The sequence below is a fragment of the Myxococcus sp. CA056 genome (assembly GCF_013336715.1).
In the GTDB taxonomy this organism is placed as follows: Bacteria; Myxococcota; Myxococcia; order Myxococcales; family Myxococcaceae; genus Myxococcus; species Myxococcus llanfairpwllgwyngyllgogerychwyrndrobwllllantysiliogogogochensis.
The window spans coordinates 248,310-273,526 of the sequence record NZ_JABUMT010000006.1 but is presented as its reverse complement, the minus strand read 5'-3'; the positions used below and the strand labels follow the sequence as shown (position 1 = coordinate 273,526).

At 69.3% G+C, this 25,217-nt stretch carries 13 protein-coding genes; 3 read left to right on the top strand and 10 right to left on the bottom strand.

What is annotated here, in order from left to right; translation table 11 throughout:
- Window positions 1–11 precede the first annotated feature (11 nt).
- The 6 genes from HUA76_RS25745 to pgeF form a co-directional block, all read right to left on the bottom strand.
- Window positions 12–752, bottom strand: coding sequence for a MotA/TolQ/ExbB proton channel family protein (locus HUA76_RS25745; protein WP_141648809.1), 741 nt, complete (start codon window positions 750–752; stop codon window positions 12–14).
- 75 nt (window positions 753–827) lie between these two features.
- Window positions 828–3,410, bottom strand: a complete 2,583-nt coding sequence (topA, locus tag HUA76_RS25740) for a type I DNA topoisomerase (protein WP_174462355.1) — start codon at window positions 3,408–3,410, stop codon at window positions 828–830.
- Between the two features lie 11 nt (window positions 3,411–3,421).
- Complete coding sequence (locus tag HUA76_RS25735) at window positions 3,422–4,543, bottom strand: DNA-processing protein DprA (protein WP_174455215.1); 1,122 nt, start codon at window positions 4,541–4,543, stop codon at window positions 3,422–3,424.
- 135 nt (window positions 4,544–4,678) lie between these two features.
- Window positions 4,679–5,899 carry a LysM peptidoglycan-binding domain-containing protein gene (locus HUA76_RS25730; RefSeq protein ID WP_174455214.1) on the bottom strand — a complete coding sequence of 407 codons (1,221 nt, stop codon included), beginning with the start codon at window positions 5,897–5,899 and terminating at the stop codon, window positions 4,679–4,681.
- A 26-nt stretch (window positions 5,900–5,925) separates the two neighbouring features.
- Window positions 5,926–6,813: a tetratricopeptide repeat protein gene (locus tag HUA76_RS25725; RefSeq protein ID WP_174462354.1), complete on the bottom strand. Its 888-nt coding sequence runs from the start codon at window positions 6,811–6,813 to the stop codon at window positions 5,926–5,928.
- Between the two features lie 79 nt (window positions 6,814–6,892).
- The gene (gene pgeF, locus HUA76_RS25720) at window positions 6,893–7,654 is read right to left on the bottom strand and encodes a peptidoglycan editing factor PgeF (protein WP_174455213.1); all 762 of its coding nucleotides are present in this window, start codon (window positions 7,652–7,654) and stop codon (window positions 6,893–6,895) included.
- Between the two features lie 192 nt (window positions 7,655–7,846).
- Between pgeF and HUA76_RS25715 the strand changes: the two genes are divergently transcribed.
- Window positions 7,847–9,772, top strand: a complete 1,926-nt coding sequence (locus HUA76_RS25715) for a diguanylate cyclase (protein ID WP_174455212.1) — start codon at window positions 7,847–7,849, stop codon at window positions 9,770–9,772.
- A 17-nt stretch (window positions 9,773–9,789) separates the two neighbouring features.
- Here the strand turns inward: HUA76_RS25715 and HUA76_RS25710 are convergent, their stop codons facing one another.
- From HUA76_RS25710 to HUA76_RS25695, 4 genes are all read right to left on the bottom strand, one after another.
- The gene (locus tag HUA76_RS25710) at window positions 9,790–10,383 is read right to left on the bottom strand and encodes an SGNH/GDSL hydrolase family protein (RefSeq protein WP_174455211.1); all 594 of its coding nucleotides are present in this window, start codon (window positions 10,381–10,383) and stop codon (window positions 9,790–9,792) included.
- A 13-nt stretch (window positions 10,384–10,396) separates the two neighbouring features.
- Window positions 10,397–11,866: a trypsin-like peptidase domain-containing protein gene (locus tag HUA76_RS25705; protein ID WP_174462353.1), complete on the bottom strand. Its 1,470-nt coding sequence runs from the start codon at window positions 11,864–11,866 to the stop codon at window positions 10,397–10,399.
- 97 nt (window positions 11,867–11,963) lie between these two features.
- Window positions 11,964–13,553 carry a glycoside hydrolase family 57 protein gene (locus HUA76_RS25700; protein WP_174455209.1) on the bottom strand — a complete coding sequence of 530 codons (1,590 nt, stop codon included), beginning with the start codon at window positions 13,551–13,553 and terminating at the stop codon, window positions 11,964–11,966.
- A gap of 25 nt (window positions 13,554–13,578) precedes the next feature.
- Complete coding sequence (locus HUA76_RS25695; protein ID WP_174462352.1) at window positions 13,579–16,398, bottom strand: DUF4912 domain-containing protein; 2,820 nt, start codon at window positions 16,396–16,398, stop codon at window positions 13,579–13,581.
- 132 nt (window positions 16,399–16,530) lie between these two features.
- Here HUA76_RS25695 and HUA76_RS44920 point away from each other — a divergent pair, with 132 nt between their 5' ends.
- Together HUA76_RS44920 and HUA76_RS25685 are read left to right on the top strand one after the other, a co-directional pair.
- Window positions 16,531–20,769 (top strand): glycosyltransferase, encoded by a 4,239-nt coding sequence (locus HUA76_RS44920; RefSeq protein ID WP_217440168.1) that lies wholly within the window; start codon window positions 16,531–16,533, stop codon window positions 20,767–20,769.
- Between the two features lie 99 nt (window positions 20,770–20,868).
- Window positions 20,869–25,116: a response regulator gene (locus HUA76_RS25685; RefSeq protein WP_174462351.1), complete on the top strand. Its 4,248-nt coding sequence runs from the start codon at window positions 20,869–20,871 to the stop codon at window positions 25,114–25,116.
- Window positions 25,117–25,217: the final 101 nt, after the last annotated feature.

The following is a 25,217-nucleotide window of genomic DNA, read 5'->3' as shown; positions in this document are numbered from 1 at the left end:
CTCGCCCCGCCCTACGACGCGCGGGCTTCGAGCTCCGTGGCCGCCGGGTCCACGCTGCCGCGACGCGACAGGAGGTTCTCCAGCTTCAGCGCGTTGAGCTCCAGGCTCTCCACCATGCTCTTCGCGTACGACGTGAGGAACAGGTGGAAGATGATGCAGACCACCGCGATGGAGAGCGCGAAGGCGGTGTTGTTCATCGCCTTGGAGATGCCGTCCGACAACAGCCGCTGCTTCTGGTCCGCCGGCACGTCGCCCAGCGCCTGGAAGGTGCCGATGAGGCCGAAGATGGTGCCAACCAGGCCCACCAGCGTGGCGATGTTCGCCAGGGACCACAGCCAGGGGATGCGCTTGGACACATGCGGGCTGTGCTCGATGAGGGCCTCTTCCACTGCCTTGGCCACCTCGATTTCACCCCGGTTCGCGTGCACCAGCCCCGCGCGGATGACCTTGGCCAGGGGCGCGGTCGGCGCCATGCCGCACACCTTCACCGCGCGGTCCAGGTTGCCGCCGCGCACCAGCTTGGAGATCTGCTCCATGAAGGGCGCCGGGTTCAGGTTGTAGCGGAACACCAGCGTGACGATGCGCTCCAACGCCACCGCCAGCGCGCACGCCAGCCAGAACAGGTTCACGAACATGAACGGACCGCCATCCTTGAAGAACTTGATGACGGAGTCCGTGACGCCGAGCTTTCCGGCGTCCGCGGCCGCGAGGCTCGCGTTGACCAGCAGCTCGCTGACCACCGAGGAAATCATTGGTCGGGTTGTAGGGCGGGCCCGCCGAAGCTGTCAAGCCACGGACGGGCCAGCCCCCTGTAAACACTTGGGTTTTCAGGCCGCCGACGACGTTCCCGGGTCCGTGGGGACGCCCGACTGCTCAGCGACCTCCCGCCGGTAACCGCACTCCTTGTTCGGGCAGGCGACGTACGCGCCGTCCCGCTTGGAGAACTTCTGGAGCAGATACGGCGACGCACAATCCGGGCACGCCTCCGCCAGGGGCCGGTCCCACGCGGCGAAGCGGCAGTCCGGGTAGCGGTTGCAGCCGAAGAAGATCTTCCCGCGGCCGCTGCGGCGCTCGGTCAGGTAGCCCTGCTTGCACTCCGGGCAACCCACGCCGATGGAGATGGGCTTGGACGTCTTGCAGTCCGGGTAGCCCGAGCACGCCATGAAGCGCCCGAAGCGTCCGCGCTTGATGACCATGGGCTTGCCGCACTTCTCGCACAGCTCGTCCGTCGTCTCTTCCTCGACGATGACGATCTTCCCCTCGGCATCCCGCTTGAAGTCCTTGGTGTTCTTGCAGTCGGGGTAGTTCGAACAGGCGAGGAAGTGCCCCATCTTTCCGAACTTGATGACGAAGTGGTTGCTGCACTTCTCACAGGCGATGTCGGTCTTGATCTCCTCGCGCTTGACGTCGCGCATCTCCGCCTTCGCCTTCTCGAGCGTGTCCTTGAAGGGCCCGTAGAAGTCGCGCAGCACCGACACCCACTTCGCTTCGCCCTCGGAGATCTGGTCGAGCTTCTCCTCCATCGTCGCGGTGAAGGTGACGTCCAGTTCGTGGGGGAAGTGTTTGACGAGCATCTCGTTCGTCATCTGCCCCAGGTCCGTGGGCCGGAAGCGGCCCTCGAGCTTCTCCACGTACTTCTTGTCCTGGATGGTGGAGAGGATGGCCGCGTAGGTGGACGGGCGGCCAATGCCCTTCTCTTCCAGCTCCTTCACCAGCGTGGCCTCGCTGAAGCGCGGGGGCGGCTGGGTGAAGTGCTGCTCGTGCAGGAGCTTCTGCAGGCCCAGCTTGTCGTTGTCGTTGAGCAGCGGCAGGTCGCCCACGGCGTCGGCGCCATCCGCGCCCTCTTCGCCCGCGGCCTTGGCCTTCTCCTTCTCCGACTCCTCTTCCGGCGTCAGGCCCGCGCCGTACACCGCGAGGTAGCCGGGGAACTTCAGCGTGCTGCCGGAGGCGCGGAACGTGGCCCGGCCCGCGGCGATGTCCGCGCTCGTCTGGTCGTACACAGCGGGCTTCATCTGGCACGCCACGAAGCGGTTGTAGATGAGCTCGTAGAGCCGGAACATGTCCTGCTCGTCCATCGCGTCGAAGAAGGGCCGCACGCGCTCCGGCGGGTACTCCAGCGACGTGGGGCGGATGGCCTCGTGGGCATCCTGCGCGCTCTTCCTGGACTTGTAGACCACCGGCTCTTCCGGCAGGTACTCCGCGCCGTACTTGGAGCCGATCATCTCCCGCACCTGCTTCACGGCGTCGTCCGACAGACGCGTGGAGTCCGTGCGCATATACGTGATGAGCGCCGTCTGGCCTTCCTCGCCGAGGGGCACGCCCTCGTAGAGCTTCTGCGCCAGCGTCATCGTCTTCTTCGCGGTGAAGGACAGCCGGTTGGCCGCCTCCTGCTGGAGCTTGGAGGTGATGAAGGGCGCGGGCGCGTTGCGGCGCCGCTCGCGGCGGTCCACCTTGGCCACGGAGAACGCGGCGTCCTTCAGCTCGTTGACCAGGCCCTCGGTGATGGCGCGGTCCTTCAGCTCCACCTTCTTGCCGTCCACCTTGGACAGCTTGGCCTTGAACGGCGGCGGGCCGGTGGGGCCTTCCAGGAGCGCGTCGAGCGTCCAGTACTCCTCGGGGACGAAGGCCTTGATCTCCGCCTCGCGCTCCACGATGAGGCGCACCGCGACGGACTGCACGCGTCCGGCGGACAGGCCCCGGCGGATCTTCTGCCAGAGCAGCGGCGAGATTTGATAGCCCACCAGGCGGTCCAGGATGCGACGCGTCTGCTGCGAGTCGTAGTTGTCCTGGTTCAGCTCACGCGGCTGGGCGATGGCTTCCTGGATGGCCTTCTTGGTGATTTCGTTGAAGGTCACCCGCATCGCGTCCGGATGCGCCAGCTCTTCCTTGATGTGCCACGCAATGGCCTCGCCCTCGCGGTCGGGGTCCGTGGCCAGGAAGACCTTGTCGGCGGACTTCGCCATCTTCTTCAGCTCGTTGAGCACCTTCTCCTTGCCCTTGATGACCTCGTACTCGGGCTGGAAGTCGTGCTCCACGTCGACGCCAATCTTGCTCTTGGGCAAGTCCTTCACGTGCCCCACGGACGCCTTCACCGTGTAGCCGGAGCCCAGGTACTTCTTGATGGTCTTCGCCTTGGCGGGCGACTCCACGACGACCAGGTAGTGCGGCCCCTTGCCGCGCGGCGTGGCCTCTTCCTCGGCGTCCGCGTCCACGGCGGGCAGCGAGTCGTCGTCACCCTTCTTGGTGGTACGCCGGCGGGCCGCGGTCTTCTTGGCCGCGGTCTTCTTGGCCGCGGGCTTCTTCTTGGCCGCAGTCTTCTTCTTGGCGGCCGTGCGACCGGCCGCCTCGCGGGGCGCCTTTTCCTCGGTCGCCTCGGTCTCTTCCGCCTTCTTCTTCGTCCGCGTGGCCATGACTCTCCTACCTAGATCTTCTCGTACAGCCTGCCCGGGTGCTGGACGACCAGCCCCGTCATCTCCAGCTCCACCAGCGCGCTGACGAGCGCCGCGGGTGTGAGGGTGCTCCCGGTCAGCACCTCATCGAACGTCCGGGGAATCCGGTCCAACACCGCATAGGCGCCCCGCGCTTCCGCGGAGAGCCCTTCCCACGAATCAGCCTTTCCCGGCGCCACCATCCACCCAGGGTCAACACCCACCGCCCGCCAGACGTCCTTCGCATCCAGGCACGCACTCGCGTGCCCTTCCCGCAGCAGGGCGTTGCAGCCTGCCGCATCCGCCTGACGTACATCCCCCGGCATCGCCAGCACCGGCCGGCCCTGCGCCCGCCCCGCCTTCGCCGTGTGCAAACTGCCCGACTCCGCCCCCGCCCTCATCACCAGGACCGCATCCGATGCGCCGGAGATGAGCCGGTTGCGCCGGGGAAACGTGGAGGTGCTTGCCCGCACCCCAGGCGGCAGCTCGCTGAAGAACACCCCGCCCCTCTCCAAAAAGTGAGGAAGCAGGCGGGCTTGCGCCGGGTCCAACGCATCCAGCGCCGACCCCAGAAAAGCCCACGTCTCCGCGCCCACGTCCAGTGCACCCCAGTGGCACGCCCGGTCCACGCCCGCCGCCGCACCCGACACCACCCCCACCCCACCCTCGGCCACCTGACGGGCGAAGGCACGGGCAAAAGGCAGGAAACCCTGATCCGGATGTCGGCTGCCCACCATGGCCACCCGCCTGCGCGGCGGCCCGGGCTGGCCCCGGTGGAACAGCAGGGGCGGCGCGTCCTCCACCTGCTTGAGACGCTCCGGATAGGTCCGCTGTTCGGCGAACGCCACCCGCATGCCTCCTGCGTGACACGCCTCCTGCAACCGCTCCGCGACGACGGGGAGCCGCTCCAGGGTCGCCAGCCGACGACGAACTTGTGGGGAAACCGGCGCTTCGGACACCCAGTCTCCTACCGGAGTCGCGGCCAGGGGAGCGAGACGACCGTCGGCGAATGCGCGCAAGGCGGCCAGCGTCCTCGGCCCCAGGCCGGGAACGGCCCAGAGCGCCAGGCATGCCTGCTGTTCCGCCGTGAGGCTGTCCGTCTCAGCGTCCGCCATACCCAACCCCCCTCCATTCCCACCTATATAGAAGATGGGTCCGCAGGGAGGGGCGCGACACATAAACACCGGACCGCCACCGGTCAAGCACTCAACCCCTCCTGGACGGGAGGGGATGCACTTTTCCTGCCGGAATCAGCGGCTGGCGGTGGGGGCGGGGCTGACGCGCATGTACGCGCGGTCGCCGGTGTTGATCTCCTCGGTGGAGCGCATCATCAGGCAGTTGTTGGTGCGCTCCTTCACCTCGGTGACCATGCACGTGCCGATGTTCTCCCACGGCAGCGCCTTGTCGGACGCGGGCGGCGGGGGGAGCTCCGGCTTGCCCAGCACCTGCCGGGACGGGTCGCCCTGGCGGAGGATGAGGAAGGTGTTGCCCAGCTGGACGCCATCCGCGCTGCCCTTGTCCAGCACCACGGTGTTGTGCTCGCCGAGCAGCGACAGGTACGGCACCAGCGCCGTCACGACGGTGGCGTTGAGCTCCTTCGTGTTGGGCCGGGGGGCGACGCGCTCGCTGAGCTTCTCGCCGTAGGGGCCCACCAGGTCGCCACGCTCGATGCCGTCCCAGGTGTCGACGATCTGCGCGGTGACGACGCCCTTGTCCACGCGCACCACGCGCAGCGTGCCCACGAAGTCCGTCAGGAAGCCCAGCTCCTTGCCCGAGCGCGGGTGCTTCACTTTCTGCGTGGTGTGGAAGACGACGTAGCGGTCACCGACCTTCGCGTCGGCCTTGCGCTTGAAGCGCACGTAGACGTTGTCCGGGAAGGCCAGCATCAGCGCGCCGTTCGGGGAGCCCTCGATGCGGCCCGCCTCCTCCAGCTCACGGGCGGTGACGAAGCCCTGCGTCGTCACCGGCCGCGACGAGGACACGTCGTAGCCAATCTTGCCCGACACCGAGACCATGTCCCCGCCGGACAGCTCCGTGGGGGCGGCCACGTCGACGGTGTCGTCGCCGGTCTCCACGCGCTGGGGCACTTCCTCGCCCCCGCCGAAGAAGCTCACCTGGTTGCCCGGGTAGATCCAATGCGGGTTGGCGATCTCCGGGTTGTAGGACCAGACCTTCGGCCAGTACCAGGGGCTGCCCAGGTAGCGCGAGGACAGGTCCCACAGCGTGTCACCGGACTCGACGGTGTGGACCACGCCGGGGGCGCTGTCACGGCCCTTGGCCGCGCCGGGCGGCAGCGTCACGTTGGTGCCGGAGGGGCGCTCGGGCGCCTCGTCCATGACCTCCGCGCCTTCCGTCTCACCGCCGGCCTCGGTGTCCTCCGGGTCGCTGCCCTCCTGCTGCTGCGCGAATGCGCTCCAGGCGGGGGCGACGGCGAGGCTCAACATCAGCGAGGTGAGGATCCGGGTGCGCATCGCACGACATCCTTTCGAAGAAGACTTCACTGCGGGAGGGCGGCGAGCCGCTGCTCCGCCTGCGTGGCGGCGGCCGTCCCCGGAAACTGGGTGACGACGCGCGTGTAGAGAGCCCGGGCATCCGCGGCCTGGTTGAGCCGCATCCGGCACTCGGCGAGCCGGAGCATGCCGTCCAGCATGGCGTCCCCGGCGGGATAGGTGGCGATCAGCCGCTCGAACGACTTCGCGGCGTCCTTGAACTCGTTGAGCCCCATCTGCCCCAGCCCGCTGAAGTACAGCGCGTTGTCCGCGCGCGGGTGGCGGGGGTTCTCCTCGGAGAAGCGGCGCAGGCGCTGCACGCCCCCCTCCACGTTGCCGGTGCGCAGGAGCGACACCGACTTCTCGTAGTCGGCCTCGAGCACATCCGGGTCCGGCTGGTCCGCGGGGTCATCCTCCCGCGTGGTCACCATGGTGGCCCCACCCGTCGACGCCAGGGTGGTGCCACCCGAGGCGGACCCAGGCGTGCCGTCCGGCACCGAGCTGATGAACATCTCCACCTGCTCGGACTCGGGCTCCACCACCGCCACCTGCGTGGACAGCTTGGGCGCGGGCTCGAAGCGCGGCTTGAGCTTCACCACCGCCAGGTCCGGGGTCGACGTCAGCGCCCCACCCTGCTCCAGCGCGGTGACTCGCACGGGAACCGTGGAGGACTGCTTCGCTGCGGGGGCACCAGGGTCCCGCGCGCGGTCGACGGCGGCATGCGCCTCCAGGCGCTCCAGCCGGTCCACCAGGCGCGTCTGCGACTCGCGCAGCGTGCGCAGCTCCGCCTGCAGCGCCGCGACCTCCGCCTGGGAGGCGGCGGTGGTGGCACAAGCACACAGCGCGCACAGCGGCGCTGCGGCGAGCAAGCGGAAGATGGCGGAGCGCTCGAGCACGGGCCTCGACGGATGAAAGTCCCTCCGAGGATAGGAAGGCACGTCGGAGAGCGTCAAGAAAACGGCCGGCGCTCCCCGCCTAGAACCTGTTTACCACCAGGTTGAGGTGGCGTCCGGTACGCCCCGCGTCACGCCGGTGGGAGAAGAACCGCGAGGGCTCGCACGCGGTACAGGCCTGTAGCACGTCCACATGGGCCGCCCGCAGCCCCGCACCCAGCAACGTCAGCCGCACCGCCCGTGACAGGTCCAACCGGATGCGCCCGCCCTCCTCCGCCACGACTTCCGAGCCGAAGCGCGTCGTGAAGCGCTGCCCCAGCTCCGCCGAGACTTCGTAGCAACAGCGCTGAATCGCGGGCCCCACCGCCGCCAGCAGCCGCTCTGGCCGAGCCCCCCGCGCCACCAGCGCCTCCACCGCGCGAGCGCTGATGTCCGCGTCCGTCCCACGCCACCCCGAGTGCACCGCCGCCACACGCCGTCCGTCCGGGTCCACCAGCAACACCGGTACGCAGTCCGCCGTGCCCACGGCCACCCACGTTTCGGGCACTTCGGTCCAAAGCCCGTCCGCCTCGCCCTCGGGAGGCCGCAGCGTGTCGCCCCCCTCCTCCACCCGGGCCTCCAGCACCCGGTCCCCGTGCACCTGGGAGACACGCGACAGCGCGCCCAGCGGAGCACCGGCCGCCGTGGCCAGCCTGCGCAGGTTCTCCTCCACCTTCGCCCGGTCATCTCCCGTGGAGAACCCCAGGTTGAGCGAGGCGAAGGGCCCCTCGGACACACCGCCCGCGCGAGTCGCGAAGCCGTGCGGAACGGGAAGCAACGAGGACGTGAGCAACTCGGTCGCCATGAGGTGGCCCTTCTAACCGTCACGCCCGCCCCGACGCACGCGGACGTCGACGTGCGCCAACCGGATGCGCCAACGGAATGATAAAATTCCCGTGCAAGTACGTTTGACAGTCCGCGTCAGCCCATTGACAATTCTGCGGACTCTTCGTGAAACGAGTTGAATCCTTTCGAACGAAGTGACGCGAACGCGCGCATGCCCTTGGGTCCCGACACCGTAGGCCGGAAGCTCCTCTGGAGCATCGCTCTGCCGGGGTTGGTGGTGGCGTTGCTGGGCGTGGGCCACTTCTGGCGCGAGGCGCGGGTGGCGGTGCAGGACGCCACGCAGGTGGAGTCCCTCGCACTCGCGGAGTTCGTCGCCTCGACGTTCATGTTGCCGCAGGGGCCCGGTGCGCCCGCGCATGGCGCGGTGGCGGAGGTGCTCCACTCGGACACGCGGTTGTTCCGCTCGGTGGCGGACGTGCGTGTGCTGACGCCAGACGGACGTGTGCGCTGGTCTCGCGAGCCGTCCGAGGTCGGCTCGGTGCACCCGGAGGCCTCGCGGCTCACCCGCCCCGGGCCGGAGACGGCGCGCTCGGCGGACGATGTCACGGAGGTGGTGCGGCCCCTGGGCGGTCCGGAGTGCGGGAGCTGTCACTCGCGCGGGGAGGTTCCGGGCGCCAGTGTCCTGCAGATGCGGATGACGGAGCCCGCGCTGCATCAGCAACTGACGAAGGTGTTCGGTGGCGCGCTGGGGTCCATGGCGGTGTTCGCCATCCTGCTCGCGCTCGTCATCGCGTTGTCGCTGCACTTCAACCTCACGCGTCCGCTGCGTCGGCTGAGCGCGGCCATGGGGCGCGCGGAGGCGGGAGATCTGCTGGTGCGCGCGGACGTGCGCGGCACGGATGAAATCGCGCGCCTGGGCGCCGCCTTCAACCAGATGCTGGCGCGACTCACCGCGATGAAGGCGGAGGAGATCGACACCCACCGCGACCTGGAGCTGGTGAAGGAGAAGCTCGCGCTCAAGGACGAGTTGGAAGACCGGCTTCGCGAGCTGTCGCTGCTGTTCGACGTGACGCGCTCCCTCAACGCCACGCTGGAGCTGGACGAGCTGCTGGAGGCCGTCACCCGGCTGGTGGTGGAGCGCCTCCAGATTCCGGAGTTCTCCATCATGCTCGTCAGTCCGGAGGGCGCGCTGGAGGTGAAGCAGGCGTGGCCGGAGGGCCGTGGCTCGGAGGGGCTCACCTTCTCCGTGGGCGAAGGCGCCTGCGGCCGCGCGGCCCAGACGCACAAGGCGGTGTACCTGCCGGACGTCGCGGACCACTCCAGCATCTTCGCGCGGCGCGGACTGGTGACGGACGCCATGCTCACCGGCGCGCTGCTCGCGGTGCCCATGGTGCACGCGGGCACGCTCATGGGCGTGGTGAACTTCCAGCGTCCGCTCATCGCCAGCTTCTCGGCGGGGGAAATCGAGCTGCTCACCGCGGTGGCGGACATCGCGGCGGCCGCCGTGAAGAACGCCCAGCTGCACGCGGAGACGGTGAAGCTCACCATGACGGACCCGCTGACGGGGGTGCCCAACCGGCGTCACCTCTTCCAGCGCATGGAGCTGGAGCTGGCGCGAGCGCAGCGCTTCGGCACGCCGCTGGCGCTGCTCATGGTGGACGTGGATCACTTCAAGCGCCTCAACGACCTGGCCGGCCACCGGGCGGGAGACGAGACGCTCCGCCGCGTCTGCGACATCCTCCGCTCGCGCGTGCGCAAGGTCGACACGCTGGCGCGCTACGGCGGCGAGGAGTTCGTCATTCTCCTCCCCCATTCCACCAAGCAGGACGCGGTGGATGTGGCGGAGAAGCTGCGTCGCGCGGTGGCGGAGACCATCGTGCTCAACCAGCCCGGCCTCCCGGGCGGCCACGTCACCGTGTCCGTGGGCGTGTCCCACTTCCCCAGCGACGCCAACACGCAGGAGGGGCTCGTCGACAGCGCGGACGCGGCCCTCTATTGCAGCAAGCGCACGGGCCGCAACCGCACGACGCCGTTCGAGATGGGCATGGAGATCCACCCCGGTCGCGAGCGAGGCCCCCACGCGCCTCCGACCGAGCCGACCGCCAGCGCTCCTCCCGGCGGCGTGGCCAAGGCGTAGCGCGCGGCCCCGCTGCCTCAGCGGGACACGAGCGTGCGCACCGTGGGCAGCATCAGGTCCGCCCACTCCTCGTAGCCTTCCTCGGAGGGGTGGAAGCCATCCCCGGAGAAGAAGTGCGGCGAGCGGGGAAACATCTCCCGACTCGCCGAATACATGTCCACCAGGTGCAGCCCCTCCGTGCGCGCCACCTGGGCGATGGCGGCGTTGAAGGGCTCGATGCGCCCTTCGTAGAGGGCACTGGGCACCAGCTTCGCGACGGGTGCCATCGCCATGTCCGCGATGTTCACCAGCACCAGGGGGGCACCCGTCTGCTTCAGACGCCGGGCGATGCGCTCCAACTCCTCCTGGAAGTCCTCCACCGCCGTGCCGCGCCAGAGGTCATTGGTCCCCACCCCCAGCGTCACCAGCGTGGGTTGCGCGGCCACCGTGGCCTTGAGCTGCCCGGTGAAGACGTCGCGGACGCGCGCCCCGCTGACGCCCAGGTTGGTGAGCCCCACTGACAGCCCCTCTCGGCGCAGCCGTGAGGCGAGGCGCTCGGGATAGCCCCCGCCGCGCGGCGCGCCCACGCCCACCGCGGTGCTGTCTCCGAGCGCGACGTAGTTGACGCTCATGTCCGCCGCTCCACTACGGCATGCGCAGGGCGCGGAGCATGCGACTGCCTCCCGGGGCCGCCACGCGCAGGAGCAGCGTGCTGCCGGCGGGCGCCGCGCGAATCGCCTTGGCCAGGTCGTCCGCGCTGTTCACCGGCTTGCGGTTGGCCTCCACCACCACCATGCCCGGCTCGAGCTGCGCGCGGTCCGCCGGAGAGCCCGGCACCACGTCGGTGATGAGGGCGCCCTGGCGCTCATTGAAGCCCGCCTGCTGCGCGGTGCGCGCATCCAGGTTCTGGAGGCTGACGCCCACGCGGCGCGAGCTCTCCTGCGAGTCGTCGCCCTGCGGCTTGCGCGAAGTCACACCCTCCAGATCGGGCCGCGTGCCAAGAATCACCTTCACGTCCTGCTTCTTGCCTTCACGGAACACCGTCAGCGTGGAGGTGCTGCCCGGGCGCTTGAGCGCCACGGTGCGAGTGAGCTGGCCGCTGGACGTCACCGGCTGCCCATCGATAGCGGTGACGACGTCGTCGGACTTCAGGCCCGCCTTCGCCGCCGGAGAGGCAGGATTCACCTGCGTGAGGATGGCGCCCTCCGTCACTGGCAGCTTGAGCGCGCTCGACAAGTCCCGCGTCAGGTCCTGGATGCCCACGCCCAGCCACGCGCGCGTGACGGAGCCTTCCTTCTCCAGTTGGGGCACCAGCGCCGTGACGAGGTTGCTGGGCACCGCGAAGCCGATGCCCGTGCCGCCGCCGACGATGGCGGTGTTGATGCCGACGACCTCACCTCGCATGTTGAACAACGGGCCGCCCGAGTTGCCCGGGTTGATGGCCGCGTCGGTCTGGAGGAACTCGTCGTAGGGCCCCGCGCCGATATCGCGTGCTCGCGCGGAGACGATGCCCAGGCTGACGCTGGAAGCCAGTCCGAAGGGATTGCCGATGGCGACGACCCAGTCGCCCACGCGCAGCGCGTCGGAGTTGCCCAGCTTCACCGTGGGCAGCCCCTCCACCTTGTCCTTGATCTTCACCACCGCGACGTCGGTGAGCGGGTCCCTGCCCACGACGACCGCGGAGAACGAGCGCCCGTCATCCAATCGCACGGTGATGGACACCGCGTCCTCCACCACATGGTTGTTGGTGAGCACGATGCCCGTCGGCTCGATGATGAAGCCGGAGCCCGCGCCCTGGCGGAGCTGCTCCCGCCCTCCTCCCCGGCCTCCCCCACCGCCAAAGAAGCGGTCGAAGAGCGGGTTGTCCTCCATGCCCCTCGGCCCTCCGCCACCGCCACGGGCCTGCACGTCCACGTTGACGACGGCGGACTTCACCGAGTCCACCAGCGGCGCCAGCGAAGGGAGCGCCTGCGCCTCCCGGGTCGCCGGCTGGAGGTTGCCGGGCTGGCCCTGCGCGGGAGCGGGCGCCGGAGCCTGCGCCCACGAGGCCGACGGGACGGCGAGGAGCAGCGCGGTGGCCAGGGCTCTCCGGAACGCGACGGAAGAACGGTTCATATGCTCCCCAAGCTAAAGCCGAAATGCTGTCCCGCAAGCGAAACGGCCCACGGTCATCCATCGAAACATTCGAGCCCGACGCCCACGTGCCGGAAGGTCACCCCGGGCAATAGAGACGGTAGTCGAGTTCCGGAAAGACGTTGTCGCGGCCCTCCAATTGAGCAAGCCAGCCCTCGTCGATGGTGCCCGCGCGCAGTTCGTCGTGCAGCCGGAGGAAATGCCGCACGTGCTCCTGGGTTCGCCGCCTGGCGTACTCCACCATGGTGCCCGTCTTCATGATGAAGGCCCAGTCGGAGCTCTGGGCGAGCAGCAGTTCCCGCGCCGCCTGGTTGAGCGCGCGACGTTGCAGAACCGTGGCGTCCGGGAAGTCCCGCGCGAGTTCCACCATCTTCCGCGCGCAGTGGGTCAAGTGGCGGTAGACCCAGTCGTTGGTGCCATCCAGCCACATATGGGCGTAGCCGCCCGCGCCCCAGGAGGACATCGGCGGCGTGGCCACCTGGTTCTCCGGCGTCTCGCGCAGGTCGTCCGACGGCGTCACCAGCTCGAACGTGGACTGCTCGCGGGCAGCCTTGCGGATGAGGGCTTCCAGGAACCACGGGCCCTCGAACCACCAGTGCCCGAACAGCTCCGCGTCGTAGGGCGCGACGACCACGGGCTTGCGACCTCCGAGGCGCGAGGCGAGGTGCTCGATTTGTCGCTGACGGTTGAAGAGGAAGTTGCCGGCGTGCACCGCGGCGCGCTCGCGCGCCAGCTCCGGGTCATAGGGCTGCTTGTCGTTCGTCTTCCCGGTGATGCGGTAGTACTTGAAGCCGGTGTTCTTCCGGTCCCCCGTGGGCTGGATGAACGGACGGATGTAGTCCAGGTCCAGGTCCCAGCCGATGTCCCGGTAGAACTCGCGGTAGTCCGGGTCGCCCGGATAGCCGTGCTCGGAGCTCCAGACCTGCTGACTGCTCTCCGGGTCTCTCGCGAAGGCGGCGACACCCGACTCGGTGAAGATGGGTGCGTAGGGGCCATGCAGTGGACGCGGCGTGGCGTCCGTCAGGCCGTGCGTGTCCACGAAGAAGTAGCGGATGCGCTCGGCGGCCAGGACGCGCTCCAGGCCCGGGTAGTAGCCGCACTCAGCCAGCCAGATGCCCGCGGGGTCCCTGCCGAAGTTCTGACGGTAGTGGTTGGCGGCCACCGTGACCTGGGCGCGCACGGCCTCCGGCACCTGCTGCATGAGCGGCAGGAAGCCATGCGTCGCGTTGCACGTGAGGATGTCCAGGTGGCCCGCGTCCTGGAGGCGCCGGAACGCGGCGACGAGGTCCCGACGGTAGCGGTCGTGGAAGGCCCGGCGCAGGGACTCGAAGTGGTCGCGATAGAAGCGCGCCAGTCTTCCGAAGGTCGCGTCGTTCCGGGTGCGGTGGACCTCGCGGTCGCCCAACTCGCAGAGCTGGTCCAGCTTGCGCGAGTAGCGCGTCATCAGCAGCTCGTCACGCAGCATGGTGACGAGCGTGGGAGACAGCGTCATCGACAGCCGGAACGGGATGCCGTCTTCCGCCAGGGAGTCGAAGGCGAGGAGCAACGGGAGATAGGTCTCGGAGATGGCCTCGTAGAGCCAGTCCTCTTCGAGAAAGTCCTCGTGCTCGGGGTGTCGGACGAACGGAAGATGCGCGTGAAGGACGAGTGCGAGAGAGCCCAGGCTCATGGTCGGTCGAAGTGTCCTTGCGGGTTCACGAGCGGCCCCCGCCCGAGGGCGGCTTCCGGTGCGCGTCCTGTTCCGAGGTTCCTGACGGGTGTGTCACCGCACCAGGGGTCGTGTTGCCCGACAGGTCCGAGTAGCGCCGGTCCGAGGCCCCGTGAGCACGAGGTGGTGACTCGAAGTAGCGCAGGTCCGAAGCGCCCGACGCACGAGGCGGGGACTCGAAGTAGTTCAGGTCCGAGGCGCGGGGCGCGGACGCGACTTCCTCCGGGCCCGTGTTCGCGGGAGCCCGCTGTGAGGGGTCGGCGTAGCGCATGTCGGAGGCACCTGGCGCACGACCGATGTCCAGGTACTGATACGCGGGACGAGCGCCCTGCGCTTCTCCGCGCACCGCGCCATCCTGGTATCGCTGGTCGGAGGCGCCAGGAGCGCGCACCTGCCCCAGTTCGAGATACTCGAACGCGTGCGGTGACGACGTGGCCTGCACGACGCCGTCCCCGTACCGCATGTCCGACGCACCCGCCGCGCGCTCCTGTGCATCCAGGTAGCGATGCGAGGCGAGGTAGCGCTGGTCAGAGGCGCCCGGTGCGCGCTCGATGCCTTGCAGATAGGTCCCGGAGCCCACCTGGGCGCCCGGTCCTTCGGGGGACGGGGGAACACCGGGCCCGACACCTTCACGGTGGACGACGGGAATGTCCTTCACACCCGCGCTGCCGGGTAGGTTCACGCGGTGCCACGTGACGTACTCGCGCTCGCGGTTCTCCTCTGTCGGGGTGGCGACGGGAGCCTCCACGGGTGCCTCGGGCTCCACCGGAATGGGCCGGCGAAGGAAGCGCACCGAGGTATCCGTCGACACGCCCGCTGGCGGAAGCGCCACGCGATTGCTGGAAGGACCGATGCGATGATTCCGCCCGTCGTGCCCGACGAAATGCGCCTCGAACCGGTACGGCCGCCCGGGTGAAAGCCCGTGGATGTAGTAGCCGCGCGACTCGAGTCCGCAATCCACTTCGCGCACGAGCGACTCGCCATCGAAGACACGCAGGACGGCCCGAGGATCCTCCAGTCCGTGCATCGCACGCGCGCGCGTGGCGGGACTGAAATCCCACAGGGCGAAGAGGGTATGCGGGTCCCTCGGGAGGAGCAGCGCGGTGTCGTCCTGATACTCGACAGGAAGTGGCTCCAGTCCTTCGGACTCCGCACCAACGCTGGGAGCCGAGGTTGACGCGGCTTGCTCCTGGAGATGATGCCGGCGGGCCTCTGCCTCACCTCGGACGCGTGCGACGAAGAAACCCTCGATCAGCGGCTCGGCGGGATGCTGTTCCACCGGAGGCGCTGAGGGAGGTGTCCCCGAGCCTGGCTCGGACGGGGTGGCTGGGGCCGCTTCAGCACGAGCACCAGGCTCGACCTCGGGCTCCGCGAACGTCGCGGTGTCGCGCGAACCGCGAGGCTTGGGTGGAAAGTTCACGATGTGAGCCGGACGCGCGGAGGGTGGACTGTCCGGCTTCTCGGAAGCGCGCTTGGCCGCCACGCGTTTGGGTGCGGAGACACGTCCCTGCTCCGACATCTCGGTGGCCGCCTTCCGTGGGGTCTTTGCACGCGGTTTATCAGCGGAGAGCGAATCCGCGGGATTCGCCGTCTCGATGATGGGTACGGCGGTTTCGACAGGGAAGTCGCTCCCCGTCGCGGGGACCGACTTCGCGGCGACGGCAGGCGCCTGCTCCGTTTCCGATACCGTCGAGCGATTCACCTCCGTGGGTGCCTCGCTCGTCGTGGTCGCAGCGGCGGAGACCTTCGGTGCTCGCTGCGCCTTCACCTTGGCAGATGCGGCCATCTCCGCCGTGGGCTCGAACTGGGGCCTTGCCTCGGACGATGCGGCGGCGACCTTCACCTCGGACGGTGCGGCGGCAACCTTGGCCTTGGGCTCAACCTGGGGCTTTGCCTTGGACGGTTCGGCGGCGACCTTCGCCTTGGGCTCAACCTGGGGCTTTGCCTTGTTTGCCTTGGACGATGCGTCGGCGACCTTTACCTTGGCCTCGTCCTGACGCTTCGCCTCGGGCGAACTGGCGGCAACCTTCACCTTGGGCTCGGCCTGACGCTTCGCCTTGGACGAACTGGCGGCGACCTTCACCTTGGGCTCGTCCTGACGCTTCGCCTCGGACGAACTGGCGGCCACCTTCACCTTGGGTTCGACCTGGGGCTTTGCCTTGGACAATGCGGCGACCTTCACCTTGGGCTCGGCCTGACGCTTCGCCTCGGATGAGCTGGCGGCGACCGTCACCTTGGGCTCGCCCTGACGCTTCGCCGTGGATGAGCTGGCTGAGACCTTCGCCTTGGACTCGACCTGGGGCTTTGCCTTGGACGAACTGGCGGCGACCTTCGCCTTGGATGGCGTGGCCGGAACTTTCACGGGGGGCTGTGCTTTCGCCCTGGATGACGCCGCTCCGGCCTTCACGGTCGGCCTGGCCGACACAGGTCCCGCTTTCACTGACGGTTGCCCCTTCGCCTTCGAGGTCACGGTCAGCGCCTTCACTGGCGGAGCGGCCTTGGAAGCGGTCCGGGTCAACGCCTTCGACTTGGCGGAGGGCGTCATGACCTTGGCCTTCGCCGCAGCCTCCCGAGTGGATTCAGGCCTCTTGGGGGCCTTGGCGGGCTCGGCCGAGACTTTCTTCGCGGCGGGGCGCTTGCGCGGCAGCTCGATGCCCGCCAACCGGGCAAGCTTCGCGAGCGCGGGCACGAACCCGGCAAGGGCGGCGATCAACTCTTCCTTATTGAGCTTGCTGTATCCGCTCCCCAGATGCTTCCGGGCCAGCTCTCTCAGGGAGCCGACGGTGACGCTCTTGAGGTCGTCCATGGGCAAGGTCGCCTTTAGGTCGCCGGCCGTGGTGGGTCAACGTGCCAGCATTGCTTGTGTTCGTCGCCCGACCCCCTCCCCACCACCTCACCCGATGACACCCAGGATGCACCTGGGTATTCTGCCCCCGCTTTGAGCGACCTGCCCAGACTGCTCCTGTGCAGCTTCGACGTCATCCCCGGCCCTTCCGGCTCGTCACGTCGTTTGACCGAGTACCTCAAGGCGTTGCCGGATCGCTTCTCCGTGGTGGTGCTATCGGCGAAGACGCCTGACCACTCCCACATCGAGAAGTACCAGGGTGCTCGACTGCTGCGCGTCCCGGTAGGCTCGGGCGACCTCGCCTCTCGAATCCAGGCGTTCGAGCGGGCCGTCCGCCGCCAGCTCGAGAGCGAGGACTACGCGCTCGCCCACTTCACGGACCCCTTCGGCGGCTATGCCCTGTGCGAGCTGAAGGGCGACTACGGCTACCGCCTCATCTACGAGGCCCAGACCTTCCCCTCCCAGGAGCTGCGCTACACGCATCCGCAGACGGAGGGCGACCGGCGCTTCCTATCGAAGGTCCGCAGGCAGGAGCTGTTCTGCCTGATGAACGCGGACCTCATCGTCACCGGCTCCCAGACGACGCGCTCGTACATCCAGTCGCTCGGTGCGAGCGAGGAGCTCATCCGCGTCGTGCGCGCGCCGGTGGACCTCGCGCCGTTCGCGCCCGATGTGCTGGGCGCTCCGGATGGCGAGCCCCTGCGGTTGATGTACCTGGGCAGCCACGTGGGCTGGCAGGGCCTGCCAACGTTGCTGCGCGCCGTCGCGCTGGCGGGGCAACAGGTCGAGGTGCGCCTCACGCTCGTGGGAGCGCAGCACCCGGACTGGCAGCCTCATCTGGATGACCTCGTGAAGGACCTCGGCCTGAAGGACCGGGTGGAGTTCCAGCCGCCGGTGCATCACGACGACGTGGCGAAGGTGCTCGCGCTGGCGGACGTGGGAGTGCTCGCGCTCGACGACGTGGAGCGCAACCGGCTGCAGGGTGGCCCCCTGGCCAAGGTGTCCGAGTACTTCGCCGCTGGCCGTCCCGTCATCGCCGCCGACCTGCCCGTCTGCCGCGAACTCATTCCAGAGGACGCGGCGCTCTTCTTCCCGGCCGGGGACAGCCGGGCCATGGCCGACCGCATCATCGAGCTGGCGCGGAACGTTCCCCGTCGCGTCGAGATGGGCAATCGAGCCCGCGAGCACGCCGAGGCCGCGCTCGATGCTGGCGTCATCCGGGGCCAGCTGCTGGACCTCTACGACTCGCTATTGGAGAAGCGAACGGGTCCGGTGACGAGGTCGAGCGAGGACGATCTACCGGCGGCGACGATGGTGACGGGGACCCCCACCAGCCGGCTCGCGACGCTGCTGCCTCCGGACAGTGGGCGGGTGAAGATTCCCCAGCCCGAGAAGCGAGAGCCTGTCGCGGAGAGTCCCGCCGAGCCGCCTGTCGACGCCTCCAGTGACGACCCTCCCGTGGTGATGGGGATGGTGCTGGACGACGGGTTCGATACGCGACTCATCAAGACGGAGCCGGACGCACGCCCCATCGAACCGCCCGTCGTGATGGGTCTGCCCCTGCGCGAGAGGGCTGTCGTTCCTCCCGCGGCGACATCGAGTCCCGAGGTCTCCACCTCGAATGGAGCAACGAGTCCCGCGCCGTCAGAGCCGACGCCCCTGACGTCGACGGCCATATCCGCGGACCCGACGCCCGTCACGCCGATTCGCGCAGCGTCGACCGAGGCGACGGGGTCCGAAGAGAAGCCTACCGACCGCCAGATGGAGGCTCGCGAGGAGGACGAAAAGCCCGAGGAGCCCAGCAAGTCCGCGACACCGCACCTCGAAGATGCTCCACCTGGCCCGACGCCGGTGGAGCCACAGTCGTCCAGGACGGACGAGGAATCACGTGCCCGTCCTGAGGCTGGCGAGCCCTCGAATGGGGACGACCGCGCGGATGAAGCGCCCTCGCCCACTCCGGTCGTCCGTGCACCTGCACCGCTGAGTCTCGACGAGCCCCCTTCGCCCACGCCCATCGTTCGGGCTCCAGCGCCGCTCCAGAGGGACGAGCCGCCCTCGCCCACGCCCATCGTTCGGACTCCAGCGCCGCTCGAGCGGGATGAGCCGCCCTCGCCCACGCCCATTGTTCGGGCTCCAGCGCCGCTCCAGAGGGACGAGCCCCCTTCGCCTACGCCCATCGTCCGGGCTCCAGCGCCGCTCCAACGAGATGAGCCGCCCTCGCCCACGCCCATCGTTCGGGCTCCAGCGCCGCTCGATCGGGACGAGCCGCCCTCCCCGACACCCATTGTTCGGGCTCCCGCTCCGCTCCAGCGGGATGAGCCGCCCTCGCCCACGCCCATCGTTCGGGCTCCCGCTCCGCTTCCGTTCGACGAGCCGCCCTCGCCGACGCCCATCGTCCGGGCTCCGGCGCCGCTCCAGAGGGACGAACCGCCTTCGCCCACGCCCATCGTCCGCAGCCCTATCGCGGCAAGGCACGAGGACGAAGCACCTGCTCCGACGCCGATCATCCCTGCTCGCTCCGTGCTCACCAGTCGGAGCACTTCGTCGCGAGTGGAGACGCCTTCCCGTCGGATGTCTCAGCTCACCACTCCGACAAAGGGGACTCAGTCCGTCGACTCGGAGCGAGGAGCAGCCCGTACGGATGCGGTCCGCGAATCGGAGCGTCCGTCTGGGCGCACCAACTCCGTCTCCGAACCTGAGCGGTCCACAGGTCGCGCCGGTTCCTCCGCCGAATCGGACCGCCCGTCGGTTCGCGGCGCTGCCGTTCCCGAGCCAGAACGTCCTTCTGCGCGCGGCAGTTCCTCCACTGACTCTGAGCGCCCATCGGTTCGTGGCGCTGCCGTTCCCGAGCCAGAACGTCCTTCTGCGCGCGGCAGTCCCTCCACTGACTCTGAGCGCCCATCGGTTCGTGGCGCTGCCGTTCCCGAGCCAGAACGTCCTTCTGCGCGCGGCAGTTCCTCCACTGACTCTGAGCGCCCATCGGTTCGTGGCGCTGTCGTGTCAGAGCCTGAACGTCCCTCGGCACGCACGAGCGGCTCCACCGAATCGGAACGCCCGTCGGCTCGCGGTGCACCGGTTCCCGAGCCGGAACGCCCCTCCACACGTACGGGTTCGTCCACTGACTCGGAGCGTCCCTCCGTTCGCGGTACTCCCGTCCCCGAGCCGGAGCGCCCCTCTGGTCGAACCCCATCCGTGTCCGACGTGGAACGTGCGTCAACGCGCACGGGAACCACCGACTCGGAGCGTCCCTCTGTTCGCGGAGCCACTGCCCCGGATCCGGAGCGTCCCTCGGGCCGAACCACGTCCGTGTCGGAGTTGGAGCGCGCTTCAGCTCGCACGGGAACCACCGACCCGGAGCGTCCCTCGGGCCGAGGAGCCGTCCCCGAGCTCCCGCCACGAAGCACCGACCCGGAGCGACACACCCCGCGCCCCTCGGGCATCGTCGAACCCGAGCGTCCGCGCGGCGCCTTTGACGCCGACCGACTCCCGCCCCTGGTCCGCCCGACCCCGCCCACCGAGCCCGGCCGCACCGCCTCACTCCGTGGAAGCGCCACCGATCCCGAGCGTCCGCCCCCCGTCCTCACCCCGGGCCCCGTCCTCACCAGCACGGACCGCCCCGCCCCCCTCCTGGGCGACCTCCCCTCCCTCGATACGGATCGCGGTCCGCCGATCCTCCGGCCCGGCGCTCCAACGTCGGACACGGACCGTTCCGCCCGAAGCGAACCCGACCGCCCACCCGCGCTGCCCCCTCGCGCCAGCGCGCCGCCGCCCCCCGTCCCCCGTCAGCGCCCTCCCCGGCTGATGTCCGTGGACGGACCGCCTCGGCTGGAGCCCATCGACGGAGCCGCCGCTCGCCCCGCGCTGAAGGCCGCCACCTCGGCCGCCGAACCCGAGGACGAGCCCGAGGAGATCTCCGAGGACGAAGCCCAGGCCATCGAGGATGGTGATGACGCGGGGCCTACTCCATCCCACTCCCGCCCACGTCTCGATGAACCGGACGAAATCAGCAGCGACGAGGTGGAGGAGGCCGAGGTCTCCGTCAGCAGCGCCGCGCAGCTGATCGAAGACGAGGACGAACTCCAGGAGGCCGAAGCCGAGGAGGCCCTCCCAGAGCCGAACCCGGACGACGACGGCCCCGCGCCCGAGCCCCTCTCCTCGACGCTGAATCCCTGGTTCGCCCAGCTCGCCCACGGGTACTGTCCACCCGAAGGCACTCGGTTCGCCCGTCACACGCCCCCCACCACCTTCCCGGGGCGGGATGACGATACGGATCCGTCCCGATTGCCCCCCACGCCCCGTGCACAAGGCGTCGTTCGCGGCAAGGGCTCGTGAAGCAGCCAACCGAGCACCCTCCGGAAACTTTCCAAGCTTCACGCCCGCCCAGTAGGATGTTGCGGTTTTCACTGCACTTTTTACGGGTGAAAGGGCTTCATGGAGCGCCGCGTCCTCATCGTTGAAAGCCAAAACGACTTCGCCCTCAGCATGGCGACCGTGCTCAAGAGCGCGGGTTACCAGACCGCCATGGCGGCGACTGCCACGGATGCGCAGCGCGAGCTGGAGAAGCGCCGGCCGGATCTCGTCGTCCTCCGAGCCGAGCTGCCGGATCAATCCGGGTTCACGCTGTGCGGGCAGATCAAGAAGGGCAAGTGGGGCCAGAATCTCAAGGTCCTGCTCCTGTCCTCCGACACGGGAGTCGAAGGTCTCACGCAGCACCGGCAGACGCCGGGCGCCGCGGACGGCTACCTCGTCATCCCCTTTGAAATGGGGGAGCTGGCGTCGCTGAGCACGGGCATCGTCCCACCGGGGACGGATGAGTCCGACGCGTCCCTTGACGCGGCGCTCTCAGGCAACGGCCCTCGCGAGGCCCCGCCTCCGATGCCGGCCATCCGCACCAGTCCGGGCGGGCCGCCCAAGCTTCCCAAGCGCGAGCGCCGCAGCGCGATGACGGAAGAGGACCGCGCGTTCCTCGACCGCGCGTTCCAATCCATCGCCGACCGCAAGGCGGAGCTGCTGGCGGAGTCGCGCCAGCTCAAGCGTCCGCCTCCGCGCCGCGAGCTGATGGGCACGCCGGAGGGGAAGATCCAGATCCTCCGCGACGAGCTGAAGACGCGCGAGGCCCAGCTCGCCCGCCTCTCCGAAATCTGGAGCGTGCGCGAGCGCGAACTCCTGTCCGGCGAGGACCGGCTCCACGAGAAGGACGTGGAGCTGCAGGGCCTCAAGATGCAGGTCGACGACCTGTTGCGCCGCTTCAACGAGGCGCAGCAGGCCATGCTCCAGAAGGAACGCGAGCACGGCGCCACCGTCGATGATCTGCTGCTCCAGAAGTTCTCCTCGGAGAAGGACCTCATCGAGGTCGTCGCCTCCAAGGAGAAGGACATCAACCTGCTGCGCAAGGAGGTCCACAACCGCGAGGACGAAGTCGCGCGGCGTGGCACCGACCTGGAGCACCTCCGAGCCGAGTACGACAAGCTGGAGAAGCTCCACAACGTCGTCACGCTGGAGTTCGAGGTCAAGGAGCAGAAGCTCCATGACACCGTCCGCGCGAACGAGGCGGAGATCGCCCAGCTGGGCAAGCGCGGTGACGACTTCGAGTCGGAGCTGGGCCGCACCGTCAGCGAGAGGGATCAGCGCTACGCCGAGCTGGACGGGGAGATTCAGGCCCTCCAGGAGCGGCTGCAGCAGACGGAGCAGGAGCGCGACACCACCGTCCGCGGCCTGGAGACCCGAGCCGCCTCCGCCGAGGAGCACGGCGCCCGGGGCGACGCGGAGATCATCCGGCTGAACGCGGAGCGCGACGCGCTCGAGGCGCGGCTCAGCCAGCAGGTGGCGGATCTGGAGTCCGACCTCGCGCGCACCACGAGCGAGCGCGAGCAGCTCCGGATGGACAAGGACGCCCAGGAGACGGAGCTCAATCAGCGCGTCGAGGATCGCGACGCGAAGATCTCCTCCCTGGACCGCGAGCTTGCGGAGACCATCGCTCACAACGAGCGCACCGAGGCGGACCTCAACTCCAGCATCCAGCAGCAGCTGGAGCGCATCGGCGAGCTGGAGGGCGAGGTCGAGGCCGTCAAGGCGCACCTGGCCGACCGCGAAGCCGAGCTGTCTGGCGAACTCCAGGCACTCACCGACGCGAAGAACGCGCTGGAAGAGGACCTCACCGGCCGCCTCGAGGCGCTGCGGATCGCCAAGGACGCGCTGGAGGAAGACCTCACCCGGCAGCTCGAGGACGTGCGCGCGGCGAAGGCCGAGCAGGAAGCCGACCTCACCGGGCAGATCCAGGCCCTCACCTCGCAGCTCGAGGAATCGCAGCGCCTTGGAGAGCAGCTCCAGGCGCGCGTCGCGTCGCTCGAAGACACCGTCGCCCAGCGCGAGTCCGCCATCGAGGGGCTCCAGGGTGACGTCGCGGCGAGGGATCAGCGCATCTCCGAGCTGACGGGAGACCTGGAGGCCACCAGCCAGACGCTCTCGCAGACTCAGGACACGCTGGCTCGCACCGAGCAGCAGCTCGCGGACACGCAGAACACCCTGGCGAGTACGGAGCAGACGCTCTCCGAGACTCGCGGCGAGCTGGAAGCCACCAGCCAGACGCTGAGCGAGACGCAGACGCGGCTGGCCCAGACGGAAGAGGCGCTGTCCACCACGCGCGGCGAGCTGGAGGCCACCAGCCAGACGCTCGCGCAGACCCAGGACACGCTGGCGCGCACCGAGCAACAGCTCGCGGACACGCTAGGCACGCTGGCCCAGACGGAAGGCTCGCTGGCGGAGACTCGCGGCGAGCTGGAGGCCACCACCCAGGCGCTCACCCAGACGCAGAACACGCTGGAGGAGACGCGCGACGAGCTGGGCACCACCACCGCGCACCGCGACGCCCTCAAGGTCGAGCTGGACGAGACCCACGGGACGCTGCAGACGACGCAAGCCGCGCTGGCGAGGACCACCGGCGAGCGGGATCAGCGCATCGCCGAGCTGCAGGCCCTGGGCGAGGCCAAGGACGCGCTGGAGCAACTGCTCACCGGCCAGATTGGCCATCTGCGCGGAGAGCTCGCGGAGACGCTGGGCAACTACGAGGCGGAGCGGGCCGCGCACGAGAAGCTCGCCGCCGAGACGAGCGCGAACATCGAGGACCTCACCAGCGAGCGCGACGGACTGCGCTCGGAGCTGGAGGCCACCAGCCAGTCGCTCGAGCAGGTGCAGGGACAGCTCGCCGCCACGAGCGATGCGCTGTCTCGTGAGCAGCAGGCGCACACGACCAGTCGTCAGCAGGCGGCCAGCGCCCAGTCCGCGCTGGAGGCGGAGCTCAACGACGCGCGCAACCAGGTGGAGGAGCTGGGCGAACAGCTCACCATCACCAAGCACGAGCTGGGCGCTCGGGTGGCGGAAGTCACCCAGCTGTCGTCCCATCTCGCGCAGGTCGAGGACACGCGGGCCAACCTCAAGGAGCGGCTGGACGCGCTCACCGAGGAGTCCCAGCGCCGCGAGGAGCTGCTCCAGAACGACCTGGCCACCAAGGGCAAGGAGCTCTCGGACACGCTGCGCAAGCTCACCCAGGTGACGCAGGAGAAGATGCGTCAGGCCGAGGTGCTCAACCGCGAGGTCGCCACCCGCACCGAGCAGCTCAAGGCGCTGGAGACCAAGCTCCAGACGCAGGCCGCCGACGCCAAGCGCCACGCGGACGGACTCGGCCAGCAGATGGCCGGGCTCAACAACCAGTTCGAGCTGGCGAAGAAGACGCTCGGCGAGCGCGAGGAGCAGCTGCGCGCGGCGGGTGCCCAGCACCAGAAGCTGGTGCAGGAGCGCGACGGCGTCTCCGGTCAGCTCCAGCAGTCCGAGGCCCGGCTCCAGCAGCAGGCCCAGCAGGCGCAGCAGGAGCGCGCCGAGGCCAAGCGAGCCTCCGACGAGCTGGCGGCGAAACTGGCCAAGGCCGAGCAGCGCGTCGCGCAGCTCACGCAGGAGGCCCAGGCGAAGGCCGCCGACGCCGACGCGAAGGCCAAGGACATGCAGGGTCAGCTCGCCACCCGCACCAAGAAGGTGCAGGACCTGGAGCTGGCGCTGGAGAACGCCCAGGGCGCCAAGGCCCGCGCGGAGAAGGACCTGGTCGCGAAGGTGTCCGCCGCCGAGGGCAAGGCCAACGAGGCCGCCGCCCGACTGGCCACCGCCCAGAAGGAGCGCAAGGACCTGGAGGCGCGGCAGCTGCGCGAAATCGAGGAGCTGGGCGCCAAGCAGAAGGCCGAGCTGGAGCGTCGCGAAGCCATCAAGACGCAAGAGGTGACGCGCCTGCAGCAGTCCGTGCAGGAGAAGAGCAAGGCGCTCAAGGTCGCGGAGCTGGAGCTGGCCCGCTTCAAGAGCAAGTCACCCGCCACCCCTGCCCCGGTCGCGGGCAAGGCAGCAAAGGCCGCGGCTCCCTCGGACGACGACGAACAGCTCGCCCTGCGCACGCAGCTCAATCAGATCATCCCCGCCGCGGCCGCTCCCGCCGCGGCGGCTCCCGCGAAAGCCGCCAAGGCCGCCGCAAAGCCCGCCGCCGCGAAGAAGGCAGCCCCTGCTCCCGCCTCCGCGGCCACTCCGCTGGGTGGCGAGGAGTCGGAGCCCACCGACCGCACCATGCTCGTGCAGCTCCCCGTCGGTGGGGTGAAAGAGGATGACGACTGGACGGCGCTGGTGGACGAGCTCGACAAGTAGCTCGCGGCCCGAGGGCCGCCGCCACGGTGGCGGCCCTCGCCGGAAATCCCTACCTCGAGCTGTCTGGAGTTCCGGCACCCGCCGGGAAACCGGCACGGGGC